The sequence below is a fragment of the Aeromonas sp. ANP5 genome (genome assembly GCF_963870295.1).
GTDB classification, from domain to species: Bacteria; Pseudomonadota; Gammaproteobacteria; order Enterobacterales; family Aeromonadaceae; genus Aeromonas; species Aeromonas veronii.
The window spans coordinates 1-19998 of sequence record NZ_CAWMRY010000054.1 but is presented as its reverse complement, the minus strand read 5'-3'; the positions used below and the strand labels follow the sequence as shown (position 1 = coordinate 19998).

At 50.3% G+C, this 19998-nt stretch carries 17 protein-coding genes and 3 pseudogenes; 14 read left to right on the top strand and 6 right to left on the bottom strand.

Annotated elements, in window-relative coordinates:
* The first annotated feature begins 785 nt into the window (after nucleotides 1-785).
* Entirely contained in the window at nucleotides 786-1703 is a 918-nt protein-coding gene (locus AACT07_RS21075) for an IS5 family transposase (RefSeq protein WP_069529897.1), read from the top strand.
* 80 nt (nucleotides 1704-1783) lie between these two features.
* Here the strand turns inward: AACT07_RS21075 and AACT07_RS21070 are convergent.
* The 3 genes and pseudogenes from AACT07_RS21070 to AACT07_RS21060 all read right to left on the bottom strand — a co-directional run.
* A pseudogene (locus tag AACT07_RS21070) lies at nucleotides 1784-2017 on the bottom strand (transposase); the annotation flags it as partial.
* Nucleotides 1987-3894, bottom strand: a pseudogene (locus tag AACT07_RS21065) (Tn3 family transposase); the annotation flags it as partial. The pseudogenes AACT07_RS21070 and AACT07_RS21065, both read right to left, overlap by 31 nt.
* Nucleotides 3895-3896: 2 nt before the next feature.
* On the bottom strand, nucleotides 3897-4454 hold the full coding sequence (locus tag AACT07_RS21060; RefSeq protein WP_069529895.1) for a recombinase family protein: 558 nt from the start codon (nucleotides 4452-4454) through the stop codon (nucleotides 3897-3899).
* Between the two features lie 181 nt (nucleotides 4455-4635).
* On the opposite strand from AACT07_RS21060, the gene AACT07_RS21055 reads away from it, so the two are divergent.
* The gene (locus AACT07_RS21055; protein ID WP_216093222.1) at nucleotides 4636-5586 is read left to right on the top strand and encodes an arsenic resistance protein; all 951 of its coding nucleotides are present in this window, start codon (nucleotides 4636-4638) and stop codon (nucleotides 5584-5586) included.
* Nucleotides 5587-5656: 70 nt separating this feature from the next.
* Here AACT07_RS21055 and AACT07_RS21050 read toward each other — a convergent pair.
* A pseudogene (locus AACT07_RS21050) lies at nucleotides 5657-5827 on the bottom strand (GGDEF domain-containing protein); the annotation flags it as partial.
* A 289-nt stretch (nucleotides 5828-6116) separates the two neighbouring features.
* Here AACT07_RS21050 and AACT07_RS21045 point away from each other — a divergent pair.
* From AACT07_RS21045 to AACT07_RS20990, 12 genes are all read left to right on the top strand, one after another.
* The gene (locus tag AACT07_RS21045) at nucleotides 6117-6416 is read left to right on the top strand and encodes a hypothetical protein (RefSeq protein WP_069529891.1); all 300 of its coding nucleotides are present in this window, start codon (nucleotides 6117-6119) and stop codon (nucleotides 6414-6416) included.
* 224 nt (nucleotides 6417-6640) lie between these two features.
* The gene (locus tag AACT07_RS21040) at nucleotides 6641-8206 is read left to right on the top strand and encodes a sensor domain-containing diguanylate cyclase (RefSeq protein WP_069529889.1); all 1566 of its coding nucleotides are present in this window, start codon (nucleotides 6641-6643) and stop codon (nucleotides 8204-8206) included.
* A gap of 682 nt (nucleotides 8207-8888) precedes the next feature.
* Entirely contained in the window at nucleotides 8889-10214 is a 1326-nt protein-coding gene (locus AACT07_RS21035; RefSeq protein WP_069529887.1) for a hypothetical protein, read from the top strand.
* A gap of 319 nt (nucleotides 10215-10533) precedes the next feature.
* Nucleotides 10534-10743, top strand: coding sequence for a YgaP family membrane protein (locus AACT07_RS21030; protein ID WP_069529885.1), 210 nt, complete (start codon nucleotides 10534-10536; stop codon nucleotides 10741-10743).
* A gap of 3 nt (nucleotides 10744-10746) precedes the next feature.
* Nucleotides 10747-11268 carry an RNA polymerase sigma factor gene (locus tag AACT07_RS21025; protein ID WP_069529883.1) on the top strand — a complete coding sequence of 174 codons (522 nt, stop codon included), beginning with the start codon at nucleotides 10747-10749 and terminating at the stop codon, nucleotides 11266-11268.
* 25 nt (nucleotides 11269-11293) lie between these two features.
* On the top strand, nucleotides 11294-11860 hold the full coding sequence (locus AACT07_RS21020; RefSeq protein WP_069529881.1) for a carboxymuconolactone decarboxylase family protein: 567 nt from the start codon (nucleotides 11294-11296) through the stop codon (nucleotides 11858-11860).
* A gap of 89 nt (nucleotides 11861-11949) precedes the next feature.
* Nucleotides 11950-12258 (top strand): BufA1 family periplasmic bufferin-type metallophore, encoded by a 309-nt coding sequence (locus tag AACT07_RS21015; RefSeq protein ID WP_069529879.1) that lies wholly within the window; start codon nucleotides 11950-11952, stop codon nucleotides 12256-12258.
* Nucleotides 12259-12271: 13 nt separating this feature from the next.
* Nucleotides 12272-13123, top strand: a complete 852-nt coding sequence (gene bufB, locus AACT07_RS21010; RefSeq protein WP_253182285.1) for an MNIO family bufferin maturase — start codon at nucleotides 12272-12274, stop codon at nucleotides 13121-13123.
* Entirely contained in the window at nucleotides 13120-13890 is a 771-nt protein-coding gene (locus tag AACT07_RS21005) for an HvfC/BufC N-terminal domain-containing protein (protein WP_069529875.1), read from the top strand. The genes bufB and AACT07_RS21005 overlap by 4 nt, the downstream gene beginning before the upstream one ends.
* Nucleotides 13887-14378 carry a DoxX family protein gene (locus tag AACT07_RS21000; protein WP_069529874.1) on the top strand — a complete coding sequence of 164 codons (492 nt, stop codon included), beginning with the start codon at nucleotides 13887-13889 and terminating at the stop codon, nucleotides 14376-14378. The genes AACT07_RS21005 and AACT07_RS21000 overlap by 4 nt, the downstream gene beginning before the upstream one ends.
* A 3-nt stretch (nucleotides 14379-14381) precedes the next feature.
* Complete coding sequence (locus tag AACT07_RS20995) at nucleotides 14382-15992, top strand: methyl-accepting chemotaxis protein (protein ID WP_069529873.1); 1611 nt, start codon at nucleotides 14382-14384, stop codon at nucleotides 15990-15992.
* 21 nt (nucleotides 15993-16013) lie between these two features.
* A complete protein-coding gene (locus AACT07_RS20990; RefSeq protein WP_083250027.1) occupies nucleotides 16014-18167 on the top strand; it encodes a putative bifunctional diguanylate cyclase/phosphodiesterase in 2154 nt (717 codons plus the stop codon).
* On the opposite strand, the gene AACT07_RS20985 is transcribed toward AACT07_RS20990, so the two are convergent.
* Complete coding sequence (locus AACT07_RS20985) at nucleotides 18150-18995, bottom strand: universal stress protein (protein ID WP_069529869.1); 846 nt, start codon at nucleotides 18993-18995, stop codon at nucleotides 18150-18152. The genes AACT07_RS20990 and AACT07_RS20985 overlap by 18 nt on opposite strands.
* A 19-nt stretch (nucleotides 18996-19014) precedes the next feature.
* A partial coding sequence (locus AACT07_RS20980) for a SulP family inorganic anion transporter (protein WP_139126508.1) occupies nucleotides 19015-19998 on the bottom strand: 984 nt, incomplete at its 5' end.

Below are 19998 nucleotides of genomic sequence, written 5' to 3'. Positions count from 1 at the left end.
GGGTGTAAAAGAGCTCTCCGGTTGTGACAACCAGAGTCAGGCGGCAGGAGCCGCAGAGGGAGGGGTTAGGGCGGCGTTACAGTCACGCCAGTATGCGATTTGTTCATGGGCTGCGGATGATAGCAGAGAGGAGCCTGTATAGATAGAGCTCTTATTTTTGCAAAAAACACTTTTTTAATTTTCCGCCCTAGAGGCCGAATATAACCACATTTGACCGAGGCAATACTTCTATTTTCTATTTTCTATTTTCTATTTTCTATTTTCTATTTTCTATTTTCTATTTTCTATTTTCTATTTTCTATTTTCTATTTTCTATCAGTTTATGAACTTTCAATCCATTACCAAGTGACAGAACATTAACTTATTATGTCAATCCAATTAATCTTAGTTTATAAAAGCGATTTTCATTTGTTATTTTCAATAAAATCGTGTGAGAGGTTGTAAAACTGGGCTCTCTTCGCTGCGTAGCAGCGGAATGTTCAAACGCTGAAATTTAATTCAAGCTCTCATAATTAGTAAATGGACAGTTTTCCGAATTTTTCAAGTGGGGGGATGCGAAAAAATTTTGAAAATCATTCTATTTGGATGAATGTTAACCAATTGAGCTGGTTTTATCCTCTTAGCCCCCCGACTGATTAGTTATTGGCAAACCCAATGTTCAATCCGCCCCACAAGCTCGACAACTGTAGTTGACAAGGGCGTTGTTTCCCAAATTGATGCTGTTTGAAGGGAACTAACTGAGGGCTTGGTGATCTGATCACCACCATCCTATTCAAGTCTGCATCATGGGCACGTCGCTTCACCCCATCACCAACTGGCCTACATACAACAAGTCTTTGATTAACCGTGGTTCACTCACCTTCTGGGTTGATGCTGAGGCCATGGGCAACTGGTTTCACCACGACCATCATGGGCGGCGGGGCCGCAGCCAACTCTACACCGACCAGACCATCTGTACCTTCGTGATGCTCAAGGGGATTTTCAGTCTCACTCTGCGGGCCACCCAAGGACAACTCGACTCCCTGTTCGAGTTGATGAACGTACCGCTTTGCGCACCGGACTACAGCTGTGTCAGCAAGCGAGCACGCTTGGTGACGGTGGTTTATCGACAGCCCGCGAAGGAACGCGTTACCGACTTGGTTATCGATTCGACTGGCCTGAAGGTGTTTGGTGAAAATGAGTGGAAGGTCAAAAAACACGACGCCGAGAAGCGGCGAGTCTGGCGCAAGTCGCATCTGGCGGTAGACCCGGCAACCCACGATGTCGTGGCAACAGAAGTGTCATTGGAAAATGTCCATGATGCCGAGGTGTTGCCCACCTTGCTCAAGCCACTACGGCGTAAGCTGGGACGTGTTTATGCGGATGGCGCCTATGACAGCAAAGCCAGCCATCAGCTTATCTCGCGCAAAGGGGCGACTGCCTGTATCCCGCCTCGCAAGAGCGCGGGGTTATGGAAAAAGGGGCATCCAAGAAATGAGGCCGTGCTGGTGATGCGCAAGGAAGGGCTGGCGCACTGGAAGAAGATGTCGGGGTATCATCGTCGCTCGCTGGCAGAGACAGCGATGTATCGGTTCAAACAGTTGCTGGCGGGAAAAATCAGAATGCGTAGCTACAACGGCCAAGTGGGAGAAGTCATGGCGTACGTTAGCGCCATAAACAAGCTGAATACCCTTGGTTTACCTGTCAGAAAGCCCCGAGTGTAGAGGTAACCAGGAGCTGGGGAAGTCATGACTTGCTCGTTGATTTGGGCAACAACGCCGTTGACAAGTTGAATCTACAGCGGCCTCCTTTAGGATATTGCGCGCCTCGGTAACTTGGCACAGTTCGACTTTCAGGCGGCGGAGCTCGACTTGCAAGGCAGACTCTTCGAGCTGCTGGTCAGCAGGCTTACCGTACTGCCTGAGCCAAGTATACAGACTGAATGTCTAGATACCCCAAGGGCTCGTGAAACATCAGCCACCGGCCGTCCGCGCTCGGTGATAGCTAGGCGAGCTTCACATCGGTCGTGCCGGGGCAGGACTCGGCCATCTTGGTCAGGCCCAGGTTGATCGCGTCGGCCAAGATGGTGGTCAACAGCAGATTTTTGTCCTTGGCCAGATCGCCCGATTTCAGGTGCGTGAAGTGGTGAGTGAAGCCCGTCCACTCATCGACTTCAAGCAGCAGTTCGGTGATCTTGACGTGCGACAGGATCATGGCCGTCTGGTCGATCAACACCTGCGCGGTGTCGGGCACCGCCGCATTCAGTGGCATGATTTTCAGACCCGACTCGGTGATGATGGCATCCGGCAGGTCGTTGACCGCCGCCATCCGGTTGACCATGGCGAGTTGCGCTTCGAGCAGCACCAAGCGCTCGCTCAGGGACTGGTCGCAGTCGGTGGCAACGGCCAGCGGCAATGCGCTGAACTGCTTGTGGCTAGCAAACTTCTCGGGCGGCACCAGGTAGTCCTTGAAGTCCTTGAACTGGCGTTAACCCTGCACCCAGATGTCACCCGAGCGCAACGCGTTCTTGAGTTCCGACAGCGCGCACAGCTCGTAGTAGCTCCGGCCGATGCCGGCGTCGGTCATCACCAGCTTTTCCCATCGCTTCTTGATGAAGCCGGTCGGCGCGTCGGTAGGCACCTCGCGGGCGTTGTCGGTGTTCATGCCGCGCAGCACCTTAATGGCGTCGAACACGTCCTTGGTAGCGGGCGCAGCCCGAAGCTTGAGCACGTCGAGGAATTCCGGCGCGTAGCGGCGCAAGGTGGCGTAGTTTTCGCCGATGCGGTGCAGGAAGTCGAAGTCATCTGGCTGAGCGAGCTTCTGCGCCTCGGTGACGCTCTCGGCGAAGGCGTCCCAGGACATAACAGCTTCGATAGCGGCGAACAGGTCGCGGCCCGGTTGCTTGGCGTCGATCAGCGCCTGGCCGATGCCCCGTACAAACGCACCTTGGCATTGATGGCCTTGCCGGACGCCTGAAACTGCTGCTGACGCTTGTTTTTGGCGGCGTTAAACCGCTTGCCCAAGATGAGGTCGTGCAGGTCGATGATTTCATCGGTGACGGTGGCCATGCCCTCAATGGCCAGCGCCACGAGGGTGGCGTAGCGTCGTTGCGGCTCGAACTTCGCTAGGTCAGCGGGCGTCATCTGGTCGCCCTCATGGGCGAATTTCAGCAATCGGTTCTGGTGTACCAGGCGCTCGATGCCAGAAGGCAGGTCGAGCGCCTGCCACGCTTTGAGGCGTTCGAGCATGTGGCGGGAGTTCGGCTTGGCCGGTGATTGCCGCAGCCAGGCCAGCCACGTGGTCTTGCCATTGTCGCGGCGCTTCAACAGTTCATCCAGACGATGGCGGTGCCCGCTCGAAAACGGCTCGGACAGGGCTTCGTGGATGCGCCGATTGGCGCGGGTGATGACCTCGGCACTGGCTCGCTCGATGGCGTTGAGTGCGGGCAGGATGATCGACTGTCGCCGTAGATGCTCGATCAACGCGCTGGCCAGCACGATGCCCTTGTCTTTTGCATGGCCAGCTCGGTAAGCGTGTGCACGGCCTGCCGATAATGGCTGATGGTGAACGGCTGGAAGCCAAACACCGTTTGCAGTTCGAGTAGGTGTTCGCGCCGGGTCTGCTCCCATTACCCGTAGTCGTCCCAGAGCTTTCTACCGGCACTTTAATCTGCGATGCCACGATGCGCAGCAAAGGCTGAAACGGCGGCTCATCAGCGCCCAGGATGACGCCGGGGAACCGCAGGTAGCAGAGCTGAACGGCGAAGCCCAGCCGATTCGCAGGCCCACGCCGCTGACGGATCACCGACAGATCGGTGCCGCTGAACGTGTAGTACCGGATCAGATCGTCTTTAGCATCGGGCAATGCAAGCAGGCTTTCGCGCTCGGTGGCGGACAGAATGGAACGACGCGGCATGCTCAGGACTCGCGGAGGTACTGGTACAAGGTTTCGCGGCTGATGCCGAAGTCTCGGGCGATCCGGGCCTTTTGCTCACCCGCCGCGACACGCCGCTTCAGTTCGGCAATCTGCTCATCGTTCAATGACTTCTTGCGGCCCCGGTACGCCCCCCGCTGCCGTGCGAGCGCTATCCCTTCACGCTGTCGCTCGCGGATCAAGGCCCGCTCGAACTCAGCAAACGCGCCCATCACCGACAGCATCAAATTCGCCATCGGCGAGTCCTCGCCGGTGAAGGCCAGGCTCTCCTTGACGAATTCGATGCGCACGCCGCGTTTGGTCAGACCTTGCACGATGCGGCGCAAGTCGTCCAGGTTGCGTGCCAGCCGATCCATGCTGTGCACCACCACGGTGTCGCTTTCGCGCACGAAGGCGAGAAGACTTTCCAGCTCGGGGCGCTGGGTGTCCTTGCCGGATGCTTTGTCGATGAACACCCGCGCCACTTGAACACCCTCCAATTGCCGTTCCGGGTTCTGGTCGAAGCTGCTGACGCGAACGTAGCCGATGCGTTGACCGTACAAAGTGCCTCCAAGGGGTATGTGTCAGGATGAAATCTATTACTCTTGACTGATTGTGTCAATAAATTTAATATTCGACTCTATTCTGACGCGATTGCAGGCTCTTCCCTGACGTTGCGTTAGGGTATACCTCAGACTGACATGGCGTGCGAGCATGCTCAATAAACCCACAGGGAGCGTTTCTTTGGATCGTCTTGTTCTTGAACGCCGACAGGTCTGGATTTATCTGTCGGCCATCCTTGGCGGCTTGCTGGCCGGCAGCGCATGGCCCAGTATCGCCCCGACCTTCGAGGCGCTGCTATGGCCTGCGCTGGTCCTACTGCTGTATGCCACTTTTGTGCAGGTGCCGCTGCTGCATTTGCGCAAGGCCTTTCGTGACCATCGATTTGTCGCCGCGATGCTGATCGGCAATTTCATCGTGCTGCCCGCACTGGCCTGGGCGCTGATTCAATGCTTACCCCCTGATCAGGCTGTACGCCTTGGCGTGCTGCTGGTCTTGTTGGTGCCCTGCACCGACTGGTTCATTACCTTTAGCCAACTCGGCGGCGGCAATGTGCCCCGAGCCATCGCCGTGACGCCCATCAACCTGCTGTTGCAGCTCCTGCTGCTTCCGCTCTACCTGTGGCTCATGTTGGGAAGCGGGGCGGTCGCTGATATTGGCCTGGCCGAAGTCTGGCCAGCGCTCCTGGTGGTGATCCTGCCGCTGATTGCAGCAGCGGTGTCAGAGCGCTGGATCGAAGCGCGACCAGAACGGGCCCATGTACGTGAACGGCTGGCCTGGTGGCCTGTGCCTTTGCTGGCTCTGGTCGTGTTCATGATCGCCGGGGCGCAGGTCAATGCGGTGTGGGATGCGCTGGGCCTGTTGCCAGTCGTCGTTCCGCTGTTTGTTGTTTTCTTGTTGCTGGCCGCACTGATCGCCAAGGGGCTGGCCCGTTGGATGGCACTGCCGAACGATCATGGACGCACGTTGGCCTTCAGCTTGGGCACCCGCAACTCTTTCATCGTGCTGCCCTTCGCCCTGTCCTTGCCTGCTGGTTGGGAGGTCGCAGCGGTTGTCATCGTGGTACAGTCGCTGGTCGAACTCTTCGGCATGGTGTTCTACCTGTGGTGGGTGCCGCGCCATCTTTTCCGATAGAGATGCACTCGCTGCAACCGACTTAATGTGCTTTATTTTCCGTTTTCTGAGACGACCCCAACTTGAATCACTGTCTGTTTTCATCCACCAATGAAACCAATGCAATGGGCACATCAAACATATTTCGAGCCATCCTGGTAATCCGGTCGAAACGCTCCTCTGCGAGGCTATCAAGTATCGCTAAACGGCGCAATGCGTCTAAGCGAAGCTGTTCGTTATCCGGTACTACGGGGCTTTGCATCAACATCTCCTTGTTGTATGGGCATGGTCTGCTGCCAACATAATACAGCATGTCTTTAGACCTGATGTACTGACAGCTATTACAGTAGATAGACCCATGATTGCGAGCTAACTCATCTTTGATGACAGAAGCAGTCTTAGTTGCTCGCCCGACAGAAAGGGGTTCGAATGGCTCACGGCATTTATTTGGACATCCTAGCAACATGCCACTCATCAGTTAACATATTTATCATTAAATTGCTTCCCTCATATCATGAAGACTCCCAGTTTCTGCATCAGGATTTCTCAGAATGGTCAGGGTCATTTTTCAAGCCAAAATCCACACCACCGTTGACTCCGGCAGGTGGGTCGAAATCCCGCGTTTATGTTTACAACACTGTGTCGTGGAGGATTTCAAGGCTCACACTAGCTGGAGAAAACTGATCTCATCTTTAGAGCTGGACGAGATTCTGGAAGCGCACACCAATAGGTTGTTTGGTGATGCTAGGCGATTAGACCTGAGCGCAGCACCTGAAGGTGTTTCTGTAGATGAGTTCGGGGCTTTGGCTATTGTGACTATAGATTTGATGTTGTGCGACCAATCCCATTAAAAAATAGCAGATTCATACACTTATGGTTGTCGTTCTTCGGTCATTGCCTTCATCGTAGACAAACCTTAACGTTCTGATTGCATGCAAGGTTGCAAGCCGTCATCGAGGAGTGTGCCCTAAATGGTGGGCGTTCAGGTTGGAGGGAGTGATCACAATCATGGGCTCATTCAAATCTTTCTAGTATAGTTAGCCCCTCAGACCTTTTCAGACAGGATGTCGGTGTAATGAGTGATAAAACCCAGTGGAAAACATGGTCATTGATTTCCCGCATGCGTCTTGGGTTAGTTCTGCTTTTCGTCCCCATATTAATTCTCGGGGCCATTTATTACTATCATATGACCGTCACTCTGCAACGTGATTTACAGCAACAGTTAGTATCCAAGAATGATCAACTTCATAATGTTTTGATTAAGCCATATCTTGATACCCTCACAACACAGTTTGAGCTTATCTATCGCAATGTTGATTATAAAGACTTTATAGATAACAAGATCAAACATCAGTCTGAATACTTAAAGGACTGGCGGCGTTATCAGGAAACTGCTGGGCTACAATACATCTATGTTGGCACAGAGCATCGACAATTGCTTGTTCATCCTGAATGGCAACCTGACTCAAAATTTAACCCACGCATAAGGCCATGGTATCAACTTGCCGTTAAAAATAAAGGCAAGATGGTTTGGACTGAACCATATTACGACTACATTTACGGAACGCTATCCCTCTCATTAGCTAAAACAATTGAAGATCCGACAGGGAAGTTAGTTGGTGTCTTTTCAATTGATACATTACTTCAACCCATATCAAAGTGGCTTAATTATAAGCAAGATGCTGGTTATCAGATGTTGGTGAATGGGGCTGGTAAGATGCTCGTTCATCCTGATAAAGAGCTAATGTTTACGCCCATGAAAGATATGACTTGGCTTTCGAAGTTCACAAAAGACAAAGGCGTATTCCATGATAAAGAATCTGGGATGTTTGTGGCATATAACAAAGTCGATGGTCAAGACTGGATCTTGGTTAGTGTTGTTCCAGAATCTACCTTACAAGGTGTCATTGAAAGTGTGTCACTTAATGTTCAAGGGATCATCGCACTAACCTGCATCCTTTATCTATTGCTCGCGCTATCATGGTCTCGTTATTTTCAACGTATGCTCAATGAGCTTTATGGTGTTATTAGGTCAAGTCGTAATAGCTCATTGAAAACACCCAAAAATAGAATGGTTGAGTTATCACATGTGTATGATGAAGTGGCAAAATCGACACATGAATTATCAGAAGCTCGCTTACAGGCTAATGTTGACCAACTGACAGGTTTATACAATCGTAGATTTTTTGACATAAAGCTTGCTCAGCTGTTAAAAAAGCAAGAGCCGTTTTATTTAGCGCTGTTGGATTTAGATGACTTTAAAAAAGTGAACGATACGTTCGGACACCAAACTGGTGACTCTGTATTAAAAAGAGTTGCGAAACTTGGAAATTCAATTTTTTATGAACATGGCTGGTTCTGTCGATATGGTGGAGAAGAATTAGCAGTATTATTTGAAGTCGGTTCAGGTAACTTAGCGATATCTTTGCTGGAGGCGCTAAGGCATGGAGTTGAACATCTGGACTGGCGTGAAGATGCCCTACGAGTAACACTCAGTGGCGGGGTTGCTGTTAGTAAAAAAGGTATTAGTGCAAAAGAGCTTATAAATGCAGCTGACATTCAGGTTTACAATGCTAAACGCGATGGTAAGAATCGAATTTACGAGTGCATATCAATAACCACTGTTCATGACACCATGTAGCGTGAATCCCGTATGATTGATATATGTGCAAAAATTAAATTTAAGTTTTACTATTCAGTGCCTTAGGCACTAATTTAACCAGTTATTGTAAGGGTATCTCCTTCGATAGAATTCGTTATTAGATTGTTATGACCTTCAATTATGAGTGTTTGTTGATGAAATAATAGCCGTGGGTGTACAAAACTGGTTTATCTTCGCTGCGTAGCAGCGGAATAATGGTGAGCTGCTTAAATTTGATTGAAGCTCTCATAATTAGTAAATGGACAGTTTTCCGAATTTTTCAAGTGGGGTAAATGAAATAAATTTCAAAAAATGATGAGATTGGTTGTTTGTACAGATCTAGTTATCACCTGACACCGGCCTCAAACCGGTGTCTTGTTTACGCTACTTTAGTGCGCACTTCCTTTGGTATCAATTTCAGGGCTTTTTCAACATGCCGTATTCATCTTTCTTCCCATGATTACCAGCCCGCTCCTACGCATCCTCTAAAGCCCAATGAGCTCGCTTGGGGAGTGGTCATATCTCTAAATCCGATTGAATCTTGATTAAGTTCAAAACAATCAAATGGAAGTGTATGATTTTTCATGAAAATGTTGTAGTGACTGATGTGGTGTACGCATCTACGTGGGCTGAATAAACTGATGCGCTTTGATACATAGATCCACTTGCGGGTAGGATAGAGATGGCAAGAATCCTGATGACTCGCGCCCTTGACGACAACGGCCATATCGTTGATGTCAAAGACGTTGTTAGTGGCAAAGGATGCAATTGCACATGCATCGGTTGTCAGGGCGCAGTCTGGGCAATGAAAGGGCCAATTAAAGCCCATTATTTTGCTCATGAGCCTAACTCAATCGAACAGGACTCCTGTACCTGGAAGCCGGAAACGGAAATACATATCCTAGCTAAAGAGGTTTTAGCAACTGACAGGCAGTTGTTACTGCCTATTGGAACTATAAACCCAATACATCAAAATATATCCTTTGATGAGATGGCATGTGAGGTTTATGAAGGTCGAGTTATACCTGATGTAATCGGATTCATCGATGGAGAGAAGGTTCTCATCGAAGTTGCAGTTACGCACTTTTGTGATCGAGGGAAAATTAAAGAATTAAAACGGGTGAATGCAACCTGTGTTGAACTTGACCTGAGTGGATTTCGTGTGAAAGGAGAAATAATCTCAAAAGAAGAGATAAGAGATTATCTAAAAAAATGCCCCAAAAAATGGGTATCTGTGGCCCCTGTTGGCAACTTCTCCGAAATGATGTATACGCACAATAGACAGCAGTTACTATCCTTACAGAATCAGTACTCATCTTTGAGTGCAAAGCATCATGCAGAGGTTAAAAGGCTTAATGCAGAATACAATGCGATAAAAAACACGAGAGAATCAGAACTAAGCGATATGCAAAAAATAATTCAGCAGGCTCGGCATGCAGAAGGCAAGGCTAACGCAATTCTGAGAAGATGGGATAGAGTAATAAAGGATAAGGAGTCGTCCATTTCAGAGGCACAGGAAAGATTAATCCTATTGGAAGATCAATACAGAAGCATTGAAATGGAATTGAAAGACCGACTTTATCATATACAAGATGAAATAGATAAAAAGCAAGACTTACTACGTGACCTTCTCAATTTAGATGAACTTAAGGCAGAGTTTTATTCACAGGTTGATGATATAAATAGAACAATTAAAGCCAAAGAGGCTCAGCTTGATGCTGGTGAAGTCGAAATACGCAGGCGTTCAGCTTCCTTATACCTAATACAGAAGAATTTAAATGATAGCCTCATCTCGCTACAAGAACGAGAAGAGGCTCTAACAGAAAAATCCAAAGACTTGGCAAGCATCATTGATATTAAAGCAAGGGATCAGGCTAAAGTAATTTTTGAGCAGTTGCTAAAAGAAAAATCAAATGAGATAAAAGCACTGGAAGAAAAAGAAAGGAGAGCAAGAAAAGATATTGATGATTTAAGACGAAAATATAGTTCATTTATCAAGATTCCATGATTTTCATATACAGAACGTGTAGACATAGTTCTCACCTGAAAACCACGTTCAATTTGTACAGGTCTAGTTATCTCCTGACAGCACTCCTAAGTAAGCGGTGTCTGGCCCCAAACTCCTGCCCCCCCAATCGGTACAGCTTGCTGACAAGCTATCAGAGCATCTCTAGTGACATCATTGACAACAATCGACTGATAGACTTGAATGGGCTCAATTGAGCTTTTTCAGTTTTTTTTCATTTTCTGCGAACCGCTTTGCTCACCCAGCCCCTCTTATCAAGCAAGAGAGTGATTCAGCACTCTTGCCATCGAAGGAAACTGACATGTTCTATGTAAAGAATGTCCCAAACTGGGAGCGAGTGTTACGCATCATCCTGGGCATCATGGCGCTTGTGTTTGCAGTGATGAGCTGGGGGAAATCTGACCTTGCTGTTGCAGCAGGAGTCATGAGTGCCATCCTTTCCATGACTGGCCTAATGGGGTTCTGCCCGATGTGTGCCATGGTTGGCCGTAAACTCGACAAAAGGAACTGATTCATGACACACGGCATGATGGAAAAAGAGAATCTTATTCTGTCCGCTCAGACAGGAGATCATGAGGCTATCTCCCGCCTGCTGGCAGTGTGCCATGCTGATGCACGGCGCTACGCACGTAGGCACTGTCATGCCAGTGATGTTGATGATGCCGTTCAAGAGTCCCTGATGGTGATCTCCCGCAAAGTCAGTGGGCTCAAATCAGTGGCTGCATTCTCTTCTTGGTTATTCACGGTCATTAAACGTGAATGTCATCGGCTTGAGCGCATGATGTTTAAGCAAGACCCGCTAGAAGATGATGTTGCAGAGCAGCAGCTGGCTAATCGTAGTGATGAATCGTTACGCATCGACCTGGCTAATGCGCTGGAGTCTCTGCCCGCACATTACTTGGAGGTCGTGTTGCTGCGAGATTTTGAAGAGCTCACGATTGCAGAAATAGCTGAGCGGCTCGGTGAGCAGCCTGGTGCAATAAAAAGCCGACTGCACAGAGCGCGTGAACTCGTCAGAGAATATCTCATCAGTTAATGACCGCCATGTCATGGAGAATATAATGAGCCAACACTTCACCACACCAACGTTGAAACCAGTTTTGTCAGGGAATGCTGATGTAGAGCAGAAGAAAATGCTCGATGCAGCACATGCTGCGCTTGGATTTATACCGAACATGTACGCAAATATGGTTAATGTGCCTGGTGTGCTATCAACTTATTTGCATGGTTACGCCGAGTTTCGCCAACGTTCAGGTTTCACACCTGTTGAACAGGAAGTTATTTTCCTGGCTATCAGTCAGCATAACGGCTGCCACTACTGTACTGCTGCGCATAGCATGTTGGCAGATAAAGTATCTGGCGTTCCAGGCCCAGTGTTGGCTGCGATAAGGTCTAATCAGCCACTCCCAGACCCTAAATTGCAGGCTTTGTACGCTTTCACACAGGAACTGGTTTCGACAAGTGGCAAACCTAGCCAAGAACTAGGGGAAGCCTTTCTCGCAGCTGGATATAGCGACATCCTTGCATTGCAAATTGTGTTAGCTGCGGCAGTAAAAACCTTGTCGAACTACACCAATCACCTTTGCAAGACAGAGCTGGACGATAAATTCGCTGGTTACAAGATTTAAAGATTAACAATTCCGGACAGCAGGCTTGGAGGAATAATCCGACATGCTTTTTGCTGACTGGTTTATCAACCCACGAAAAGGAAATTCCGATGAAAAAGACAATCACTTCTGCCTCCCTTGCCATCGCTTTTGGCACCGCCCTGGTTATGGCTGCCGCACCTGTCAGTGCTGCCGAAGACAGCAAGATGGCAAACATGGAGAAATGCTACGGCGTTGCTCTCAAGGGCAAGAATGACTGTAAAGCTGGCGCTGGCACTTCCTGCGCGGGCACCTCTGTACGTGATCATCAAGGTAATGCCTGGTCAATGGTTCCCAAAGGAACCTGCGAGCAAACCGAGTCCAGCACTTCACCGACTGGGTTTGGTCAGCTGAACGAGTTCAAGGAAAAGAACGCCTAATAGGATGCAAACCATGACACTGCCTGCCCTACCGAGGGCGGGCGGTGTCGGGTTGAAGCCGGAACATTTCCGGACGATCCTCGACACCCGCCCAGCTATCGGTTTTTTTGAGATCCACGCCGAAAATTACATGGTGGCGGGGGGCCCATTCCATCATTACCTCGAACGCATTCGAGCTGATTACCCCCTGTCCATCCATGGGGTCGGACTATCAATAGGTGGTGAAGGGCCACTGGATGAATCCCATCTGGATAGACTCGCAACACTCCTTTCACGATATCAACCAGAGTCATTCTCTGAACATCTGGCCTGGTCAAGTCACCAGAGTACGTTCCTCAATGACCTGTTGCCAGCACCCTATACCCCACAAACCCTGGATCGCGTTTGCGAACATGTGAACAGAGTTCAGGAGCGGCTCGGTCGCCGGATGTTGCTTGAGAACCCTGCGACTTACGTTGAATTTGTCACCTCCACGATGTCGGAAGCGGACTTCATGAGTGAGGTGATTGCCCGAACCGGTTGCGGGCTACTCCTCGATGTGAACAACGCCTATGTCTCTTGCGTTAACCACGGACGTGATGTGATGGCCTACATACGTGACTTGCCACTCTCCGCTGTCGGCGAAATCCATCTGGCGGGCCATGCGAAAGAAGTTGATGCTGCTGGAGCCCCTCTGTTGATCGATAGTCATGGAGCTCCTGTCGCAAATGCAGTTTGGGATCTTTACAGCACAGTCATTGCTCTTATGGGGCCTCAACCCACCCTTATTGAGCGGGACAACGACATTCCAGCTTTTGCGGTGCTTGCTGCCGAGGCCCACCAAGCTGAGTTGTTGATGGCAGGAAACAAGGAGATGGGTCTATGAGTAACCAAGCCGAGTGGATGGCCGCTCTTTTGACGCCAACATGCGCGTCACCGCCAGGGTTAAGTACCTGGAATGGGTCAGACCCAGCCAAGCGGTTTGATGTGTATCGCAACAACGTGACCGTTTCGCTGATTGATGCTTTGGCAGACAGTTATCCTGTTGTACAAGCCCTTGTGGGTGAGGCATTTTTCAGGGCAATGGCTGCCGAGTTTATTCGTTACTCTCCCCCCTCGTCTCCGGTACTTGTCTGGTATGGTGAGGAATATCCAGATTTCATCGCAAATTTTCCACCTGTAGCAGGCTTGCCATACCTTGCTGATGTAGCACGTCTTGAGTGGTTACGAGTAGAGTCGTGGCATGCGGCTGATGCAACCCCCCTATCCCAGGAAGATCTAATATCACTGTTGTCAGATGAGGCTATGCTTGCGCGTATGTGCTTTACTCTGGATCCTGCACTGCGAGTCCTGCATTCCGCTTATCCAGTGGTGTCTATTTGGTCAGTGCATCAGGGCCAAGAGCCCTCAGAAGGAATGAGGAGAGTTGATCTCACCTGTAGCCAGAGTGCATTGCTAGTTCGTCCTCAATTGGGGGTTGAGATCATGCATATAGAACACAATGCGGCCATGTTCATAGAACGTTTAAACAACGGAGCTTCTTTTGCAGATGCAGTGGCTGCATCAGGCCCGTTTGATCTTTCAGAAACCCTTAGCTTGCTAATACGCAGCCATGCGTTAATTGCAGCATCACCGATGGAGCACTCCCTATGATCCTCCGACTCACAGCGTTGACCCATTCGGTTGTTCAGTTACTCTCGCGCATACCCGATGCGTGGATTGCACTGCTGGCTCGCTTTTCTATTGCCGCTATTTTCTGGAAGTCAGGTCAAACAAAAATTCAGGGATTTTCTTTAGATATAATTTCTGGGGAATTCCATTTTGGTTGGCCACAGCTCTCTCCATCAGCTGTCGATCTGTTTCGTTATGAATATCAGCTACCACTTATCCCTCCAGAGTTCGGTGCCATTATGGCAGCCACCGCCGAACATCTCTTTCCTGCCCTAATACTGATTGGGCTCGCCACTCGCTTCTCAGCATTGGCATTGCTTGGCATGACCATTGTTATTCAGTTCCTTGTTTATCCCGATGCCTATCCAACGCATGGAGTATGGGCGGCGGCTCTGCTGTTTCTCGTTGCGCGTGGGCCAGGGCCAGTTGCCCTTGATCACTTGATCTCCAAACGCTTTGTAGTGAGGTGATGCATGCGCATCCGCTCTCGTCTCACCCTTAGCTATGTCGTACTGCTTGTCTTTTTAGCGGCTATTGCAGCTGTCGCTGCATCACGCTTGACCATGCTTGCAGGGACAACCCGAACATTGGTTGAAGAGGACTCTCGCCGCACCGCGCTGGCAAATGCCATCAATATTCATGCAGAGAGCGCAGCAGGAAGACTGCTGTTGCTCTTTATCCTGGAAGCCCGAGAGCAACGTGTCGAGATGTACAAGGAGATAGACCGTCACAATGCTGATATCAACGATGCACTGACAGAACTTAAGCCCTTGATGACATCAGAAGAAGCGCAGGTAGAACTGGATAACCTTTTGGCATTGCGCAACCAATTCGATAAGCACTTCACGGCGACAGTTGAAGCACTGGAAATGGGAGCCCGCGAAGACGCTGTAAAGCTTATGAGTGGGCCGACCCATACAGCCTTAAAGGCACTGCTGAATTCGACCACCATGATGGCACATGGTCAACGAGAAGCGATGAACCTGCGACAAACCGAAGCGCTTGCTGTTGTTCACTCATCTGTTTTGTGGGTTCTGATACTCGGCCTTGGTGCATTTGTGGTTGGGACTATCATGGCATGGCTTATCACACGATCTATCGTGAGGCCACTGAGCCACGCGGTGCAAAGCACCCGTCTCATTGCACAGGGCAATTTGGCTAATGAAGTCATGTCTGCTGGACAAGATGAGCTGGGCGAATTACTGGCGAGCATGTCGCATATGCGTCAACGTTTGCATGATGTGATCAGAGCTATCAACAGTAATGCGAATAATGTCAGTGATGCAGCCAGTGCGCTAGAGGGAGCATCTGTTCGAGTGAACGCTGGCTCAACTGAACAAAGTGCATTGGCCCATGCCATTGAGACCTCTGTCACAGCTTTTTCAGATGGTATCACCTCACTGGTTAGCAATGTTCAAACCACCCGTGAAGAGGCTTCCAAGGCACATGATATGGCGCAACAAGGTGTACGCGAGATCATCAGTGTTGCTGATGAAATTGTGCAAATTGCGCAAGCCGTGGAAAAGTCCGCACACACTGTTGCCAAGTTGGAACAAAGTGCGTTGGTGGTAACCAATATGGTCGGTGTGATCCGAGAGATTGCTGACCAGACCAATCTGCTTGCCCTGAATGCGTCTATAGAAGCGGCTCGTGCGGGTGAGAGTGGGCGGGGATTTGCGGTCGTGGCAGATGAGGTGCGAACACTGGCTACCAGAACGGCTGATGCGACCGGACAAATTGACAATGTTATTGCCGCCATCAACCAGCAAACTCAACAAGCCTCTCACGAAATCAAAAATGGACAGCAAGGCATGGCGCGTGGCACTGAGTTAATCCGTGGCCTTATTGCCCCCCTGGAGGCCCTGCAAGAAGGTGCTCAACATTCCTTAGACAGCCTGGATTGTTTGAGTGCTGTCGTGAGCGATCAAGTGAGAGAGAGCGAGTCAATCGCTACTCATATTGATGCTATCGTTCAAAAGGCACAGGCCAACCAGATTGCCGTAACGGATGTTGTCCAAATAACGCAGGCACTGGGTGAGACTTCCAAAAACTTGCAGGATTCGGTCTCAAGCTTCCACACATAACCAAGCTGGGCGGCTACACAGATGGCGAATAACCCTTTTTCGATGTTGACTGACAGAAGCTCAATTCGAACACGCCTCCTTATTGCTTTCTCCCTACTGTTGTTACTGCTGCTTGCCGTGTCATCCGTTGCCCTGCATCGCTTTAATACATTAACTGGCGGGATCGATGAGTTTGTAGAACAACAAGCGCGGGTTGCATTTCTTGCCCAGCGAGCTAACCAATATTCCCAGAACGCTGCACTGCATTTACTGCTTCTTCTGCAAACAGACGAACGTAATAAGCGTGTACCTTTGTATGCAGCGATGGATTCAGCGCTGGCTGCATCTGATGCCGCGATTGGAGGGTTGGAGCGAGTCGCATCAATGGGGGTCGATGTCGGTGATATTGATCGACTTGTTGACCTCCGACAGCGCTATGGTGAATCTTTTCAGCAAACAGTGGAACGAATCGAGATTGATGGCTTGTCTTCCGCCCGTCAACACTATGAAGAACAAACCGATGTACTACTTAAGGCGCTGTTAGACCTCACTCTGCGTATTGCTGAACAGCAGCAGGAGCAGATGCAGGATCGGGTAATTCAACTCAAGGCTGATGCAGATCGTGCTCGTCTCACTGTTATCACCCTGGCATTAAGCGCACTGGTCACTGGAAGCGTGTTGGCTCTGCTGATTGCTCGGAGCATTGCAAAGCCAGTACACAAAGCCGTGATGGTTGCCGAGGCGATTGCAGGGGGAGATTATCAGTGCAAGGTTCCTCTGGGTAGGGGCGTAGAGATGAAGGCGCTGATGCGAGCCCTTGATACCATGCGTCATAGTATCTCGACACGCGAACAGCATATTTTGCGGCTGGCCTATGCAGACCCACTGACTGAACTCCCAAACCGTACCTGCTTTATGGAGGCATTAACAGAGGCGGCCTTACAAGGGAGTGGCGCTTTGGTGCTCATCGATATTGATCGATTCGCCCAAATCAATAATGCACTGGGTCATCAGGTGGGGGATCGACTCCTCCAGGAGATGGCTCACCGTTTACTTGCTATAGTCGCAGACAAACACTTGGTAGCGCGTTTGGGGGGCGATGAATTTGCACTCCTTATTAAGGGTGTAGATTATTTCAATATCCTTGATAACGCCCAGGAATTATTGGAGCAACTGCGTAAACCCATTGAACTAGATGGTCAACGCCTGGACGTTGAGGCCAGTCTGGGGATCACGATATTTCCAGAGGACGGTAATAATAGCACCCTACTGATGCGGCGAGCGGGTATGGCAATGCGTCATGCCAAACGCCGCCGTGACGGTTTCGCCTTTGCAGCCAAGATTGCTGATGAGTCCCCCCACGAGCAATTGGCATTGATTGGTGAAATGCGAGATGCCTTGATCAACGAGGAGTTTGTCGCCTTCTTTCAACCCAAGTTGGAGCTTGCAAGTGGTCTCATCAAGGGGGCAGAAGCATTATTGAGATGGCAACATCCAACCAGAGGGTTGGTGCCACCTGGAGGCTTTATTCCGTTTGCGGAGCAAACGGGATTTATCCGTGAGATCACGCCATGGCTGTTGCAGCATGTGATACGCCAAACTGCTGCCTGGCACCGTGAAGGACTCGATATCGTCACGTCAGTCAACTTGTCTACGCTCGATTTGACATCACCAGACCTAGTACAAAAAGTCAGGAACTTACTGCAAGAGAATGCCTTGCCTGTTGAACTACTCTGCCTGGAAGTTACTGAAAGCGCACTCATGGATGAGCCTGATATCGCACTACTGCATTTGAAAGAGCTTGCCAGCCTGGGGGTGAAGCTATCCATTGATGATTACGGATCAGGGCAAGCATCTCTCGCTTACGTAAAGAACTTACCTGTGCATGAATTGAAGATTGACCGCGTTTTCGTGAGTGATGTTGACCAGCATTTTAGAAATGCAGCGATTGTGCGCTCCACCATTTTGTTGTGTCAGGAGCTGGGGTTATCAGTTGTCGCAGAGGGGGCCGAAACCCAGGAGGAGCTTGCATGGCTGAGGGCAAATCATTGCGATATCGTACAAGGTTATATTGTCGCCAAGCCAATGTCCGTAGAGGAGTTTGCTGATTGGGTTACGTCCCATAACACCAACTCTCATAGTGGGGAGGATAGTTCTATCCCCCCCACAGCAGAATTATCACCTGAGCGACATTAAAGAAGCATTAGTCTTTTTCAAAATACCTGTTGTCGTACTTCCCACAATGAACTGCCTGATCCGCGAGTGGCCGTAAGCCCCCATCACGATAAGGTCGCAGCTTACCTCTTCTGCATGCTGGCAAACAACTGGCACCACCTCTCCTTGCAGCAGCATTGCTTCAACTCTGACACCAGCACTTTTCAACACCTGCTTGGCCTGTGTCAGCTGGCGTTCGTGCTCGTCACTCGGTTCGCCAACCATCACCAGCTCACACTCCAGCCCCTTGAGCAGAGGACTGCTTGCGATCAACTCCAGCACCTTCTTGGCTGTCGGGCTGGCGTCATAGGCAAACAGGAAGCGGCTTGGAGCCTGAAAGCCTGGCTGCACTACCATGATGGGATTAGACAGGGTACGGATGATGTTTTCGATATTGCTGCCTATCAGATCGTGGATATGAGTCGTGCCCTGTTTACCCATGATCAACATCCGCATGTTGGATGAGAGCTCCTGGGTCGTCTCGACCAGCTGGCCGTGGCGTTGCAGGGTCTCGATCCCTGACATCCCCAAACCAGCCAGATATTCCTTGCCACTGTCCAGCAGAATGCGCCCCTGTTCATGGGCGAGACGGCTGCGTTGGTGATCCAGCTCGGAGAGCTCCTGTAGCAGGAGCTCACGACTGCCAAGTCCAATATTGCCGGAGAGATCGCTGTGCCCTTCAAATTCACTTTTTTCCAATACGTGCAGCAGAGTGATAGGTAACCCAGTATTGATAGATGCCCATGCTGCTGCATCACACACTGCTGTCATGGCAAGGGAGCCATCGATACATGCAAAAATATTTGTCATGATAAATTCCTTCTTGTGATCAGTGCCCAGCCAGCAGCTTTTCAACTTCTTCCGGTTTGTCGTGCACACCAAAGCGGTCAACGATTGTGGCACTCGCCTGATTCAAGCCAATCAGCTCGACCTCTGTCCCCTCACGGCGGAACTTGATGACCACCTTGTCCAGCGCAGTGACAGCCGTGATGTCCCAGAAGTGGGCGTGGGTGAGGTCGATCACCACTTTTTCTACCACTTCCTTGAAATCAAATCCGGCAAAAAACTGTTCGGCACTGGCGAAAAACACCTGGCCCCGAACCTGATAGGTGCGTACCTCGCCATGACGCTTACTGTCACTCTTGACCAGCATGAAGCGGGCAACCTTGTTGGCAAAGAACAGAGAGGCGAGCAGTACCCCGACAAATACCCCAAGTGCCAGGTTATGGGTAGCAACAACCACAGCGACTGTTGCCACCATCACGATATTGGTGGAGAGCGGGTGCTTCTTGAGATTACGAACCGACTCCCAGGAAAACGTCCCGATAGAGACCATGATCATCACGGCTACCAGGGCTGCCATGGGGATTTGGCGGATCCACTCATCCATGAATACAACCATCAGAATGAGTAATGTGCCTGCGACAAAGGTAGAGAGGCGGCCACGACCACCGGATTTGATATTGATGATGGACTGACCAATCATGGCGCAGCCCGCCATGCCACCCATCAGGCCCGCGCCGATATTCGCGATCCCCTGGCCCTTGCACTCGCGATTGCGGTCGCTGCTGGTATCCGTCAGGTCATCGACAATGGCTGCCGTCATCATGGATTCGAGCAGACCGACCACGGCCAGACCTGCGGAATATGGGAAGATGATCGCCAGCGTCTCCAGATTGAGCGGCACTTCGGGCCACAGGAAGATGGGCAGAGTATCGGGCAGCTCGCCCATATCGCCTACAGTACGGATATCGATGCCCATGGTGATGGCGACTGCCGTCAGGATCACGATGCAGAGCAGCGGAGAAGGCAC

What these genes read in the sequence shown, in the direction of transcription:
- AACT07_RS21075 (WP_069529897.1), top strand. Translation starts at nt 786, where the DNA reads ATGGGCACGTCGCTTCACCCCATCACCAACTGGCCTACATACAACAAG.
- AACT07_RS21045 (WP_069529891.1), top strand. Translation starts at nt 6,117, where the DNA reads ATGGTCAGGGTCATTTTTCAAGCCAAAATCCACACCACCGTTGACTCC.
- AACT07_RS21040 (WP_069529889.1), top strand. Translation starts at nt 6,641, where the DNA reads ATGAGTGATAAAACCCAGTGGAAAACATGGTCATTGATTTCCCGCATG.
- AACT07_RS21035 (WP_069529887.1), top strand. Translation starts at nt 8,889, where the DNA reads ATGGCAAGAATCCTGATGACTCGCGCCCTTGACGACAACGGCCATATC.
- AACT07_RS21030 (WP_069529885.1), top strand. Translation starts at nt 10,534, where the DNA reads ATGTTCTATGTAAAGAATGTCCCAAACTGGGAGCGAGTGTTACGCATC.
- AACT07_RS21025 (WP_069529883.1), top strand. Translation starts at nt 10,747, where the DNA reads ATGACACACGGCATGATGGAAAAAGAGAATCTTATTCTGTCCGCTCAG.
- AACT07_RS21020 (WP_069529881.1), top strand. Translation starts at nt 11,294, where the DNA reads ATGAGCCAACACTTCACCACACCAACGTTGAAACCAGTTTTGTCAGGG.
- AACT07_RS21015 (WP_069529879.1), top strand. Translation starts at nt 11,950, where the DNA reads ATGAAAAAGACAATCACTTCTGCCTCCCTTGCCATCGCTTTTGGCACC.
- bufB (WP_253182285.1), top strand. Translation starts at nt 12,272, where the DNA reads ATGACACTGCCTGCCCTACCGAGGGCGGGCGGTGTCGGGTTGAAGCCG.
- AACT07_RS21005 (WP_069529875.1), top strand. Translation starts at nt 13,120, where the DNA reads ATGAGTAACCAAGCCGAGTGGATGGCCGCTCTTTTGACGCCAACATGC.
- AACT07_RS21000 (WP_069529874.1), top strand. Translation starts at nt 13,887, where the DNA reads ATGATCCTCCGACTCACAGCGTTGACCCATTCGGTTGTTCAGTTACTC.
- AACT07_RS20995 (WP_069529873.1), top strand. Translation starts at nt 14,382, where the DNA reads ATGCGCATCCGCTCTCGTCTCACCCTTAGCTATGTCGTACTGCTTGTC.
- AACT07_RS20990 (WP_083250027.1), top strand. Translation starts at nt 16,014, where the DNA reads ATGGCGAATAACCCTTTTTCGATGTTGACTGACAGAAGCTCAATTCGA.
- AACT07_RS20985 (WP_069529869.1), bottom strand. Translation starts at nt 18,995, where the DNA reads ATGACAAATATTTTTGCATGTATCGATGGCTCCCTTGCCATGACAGCA.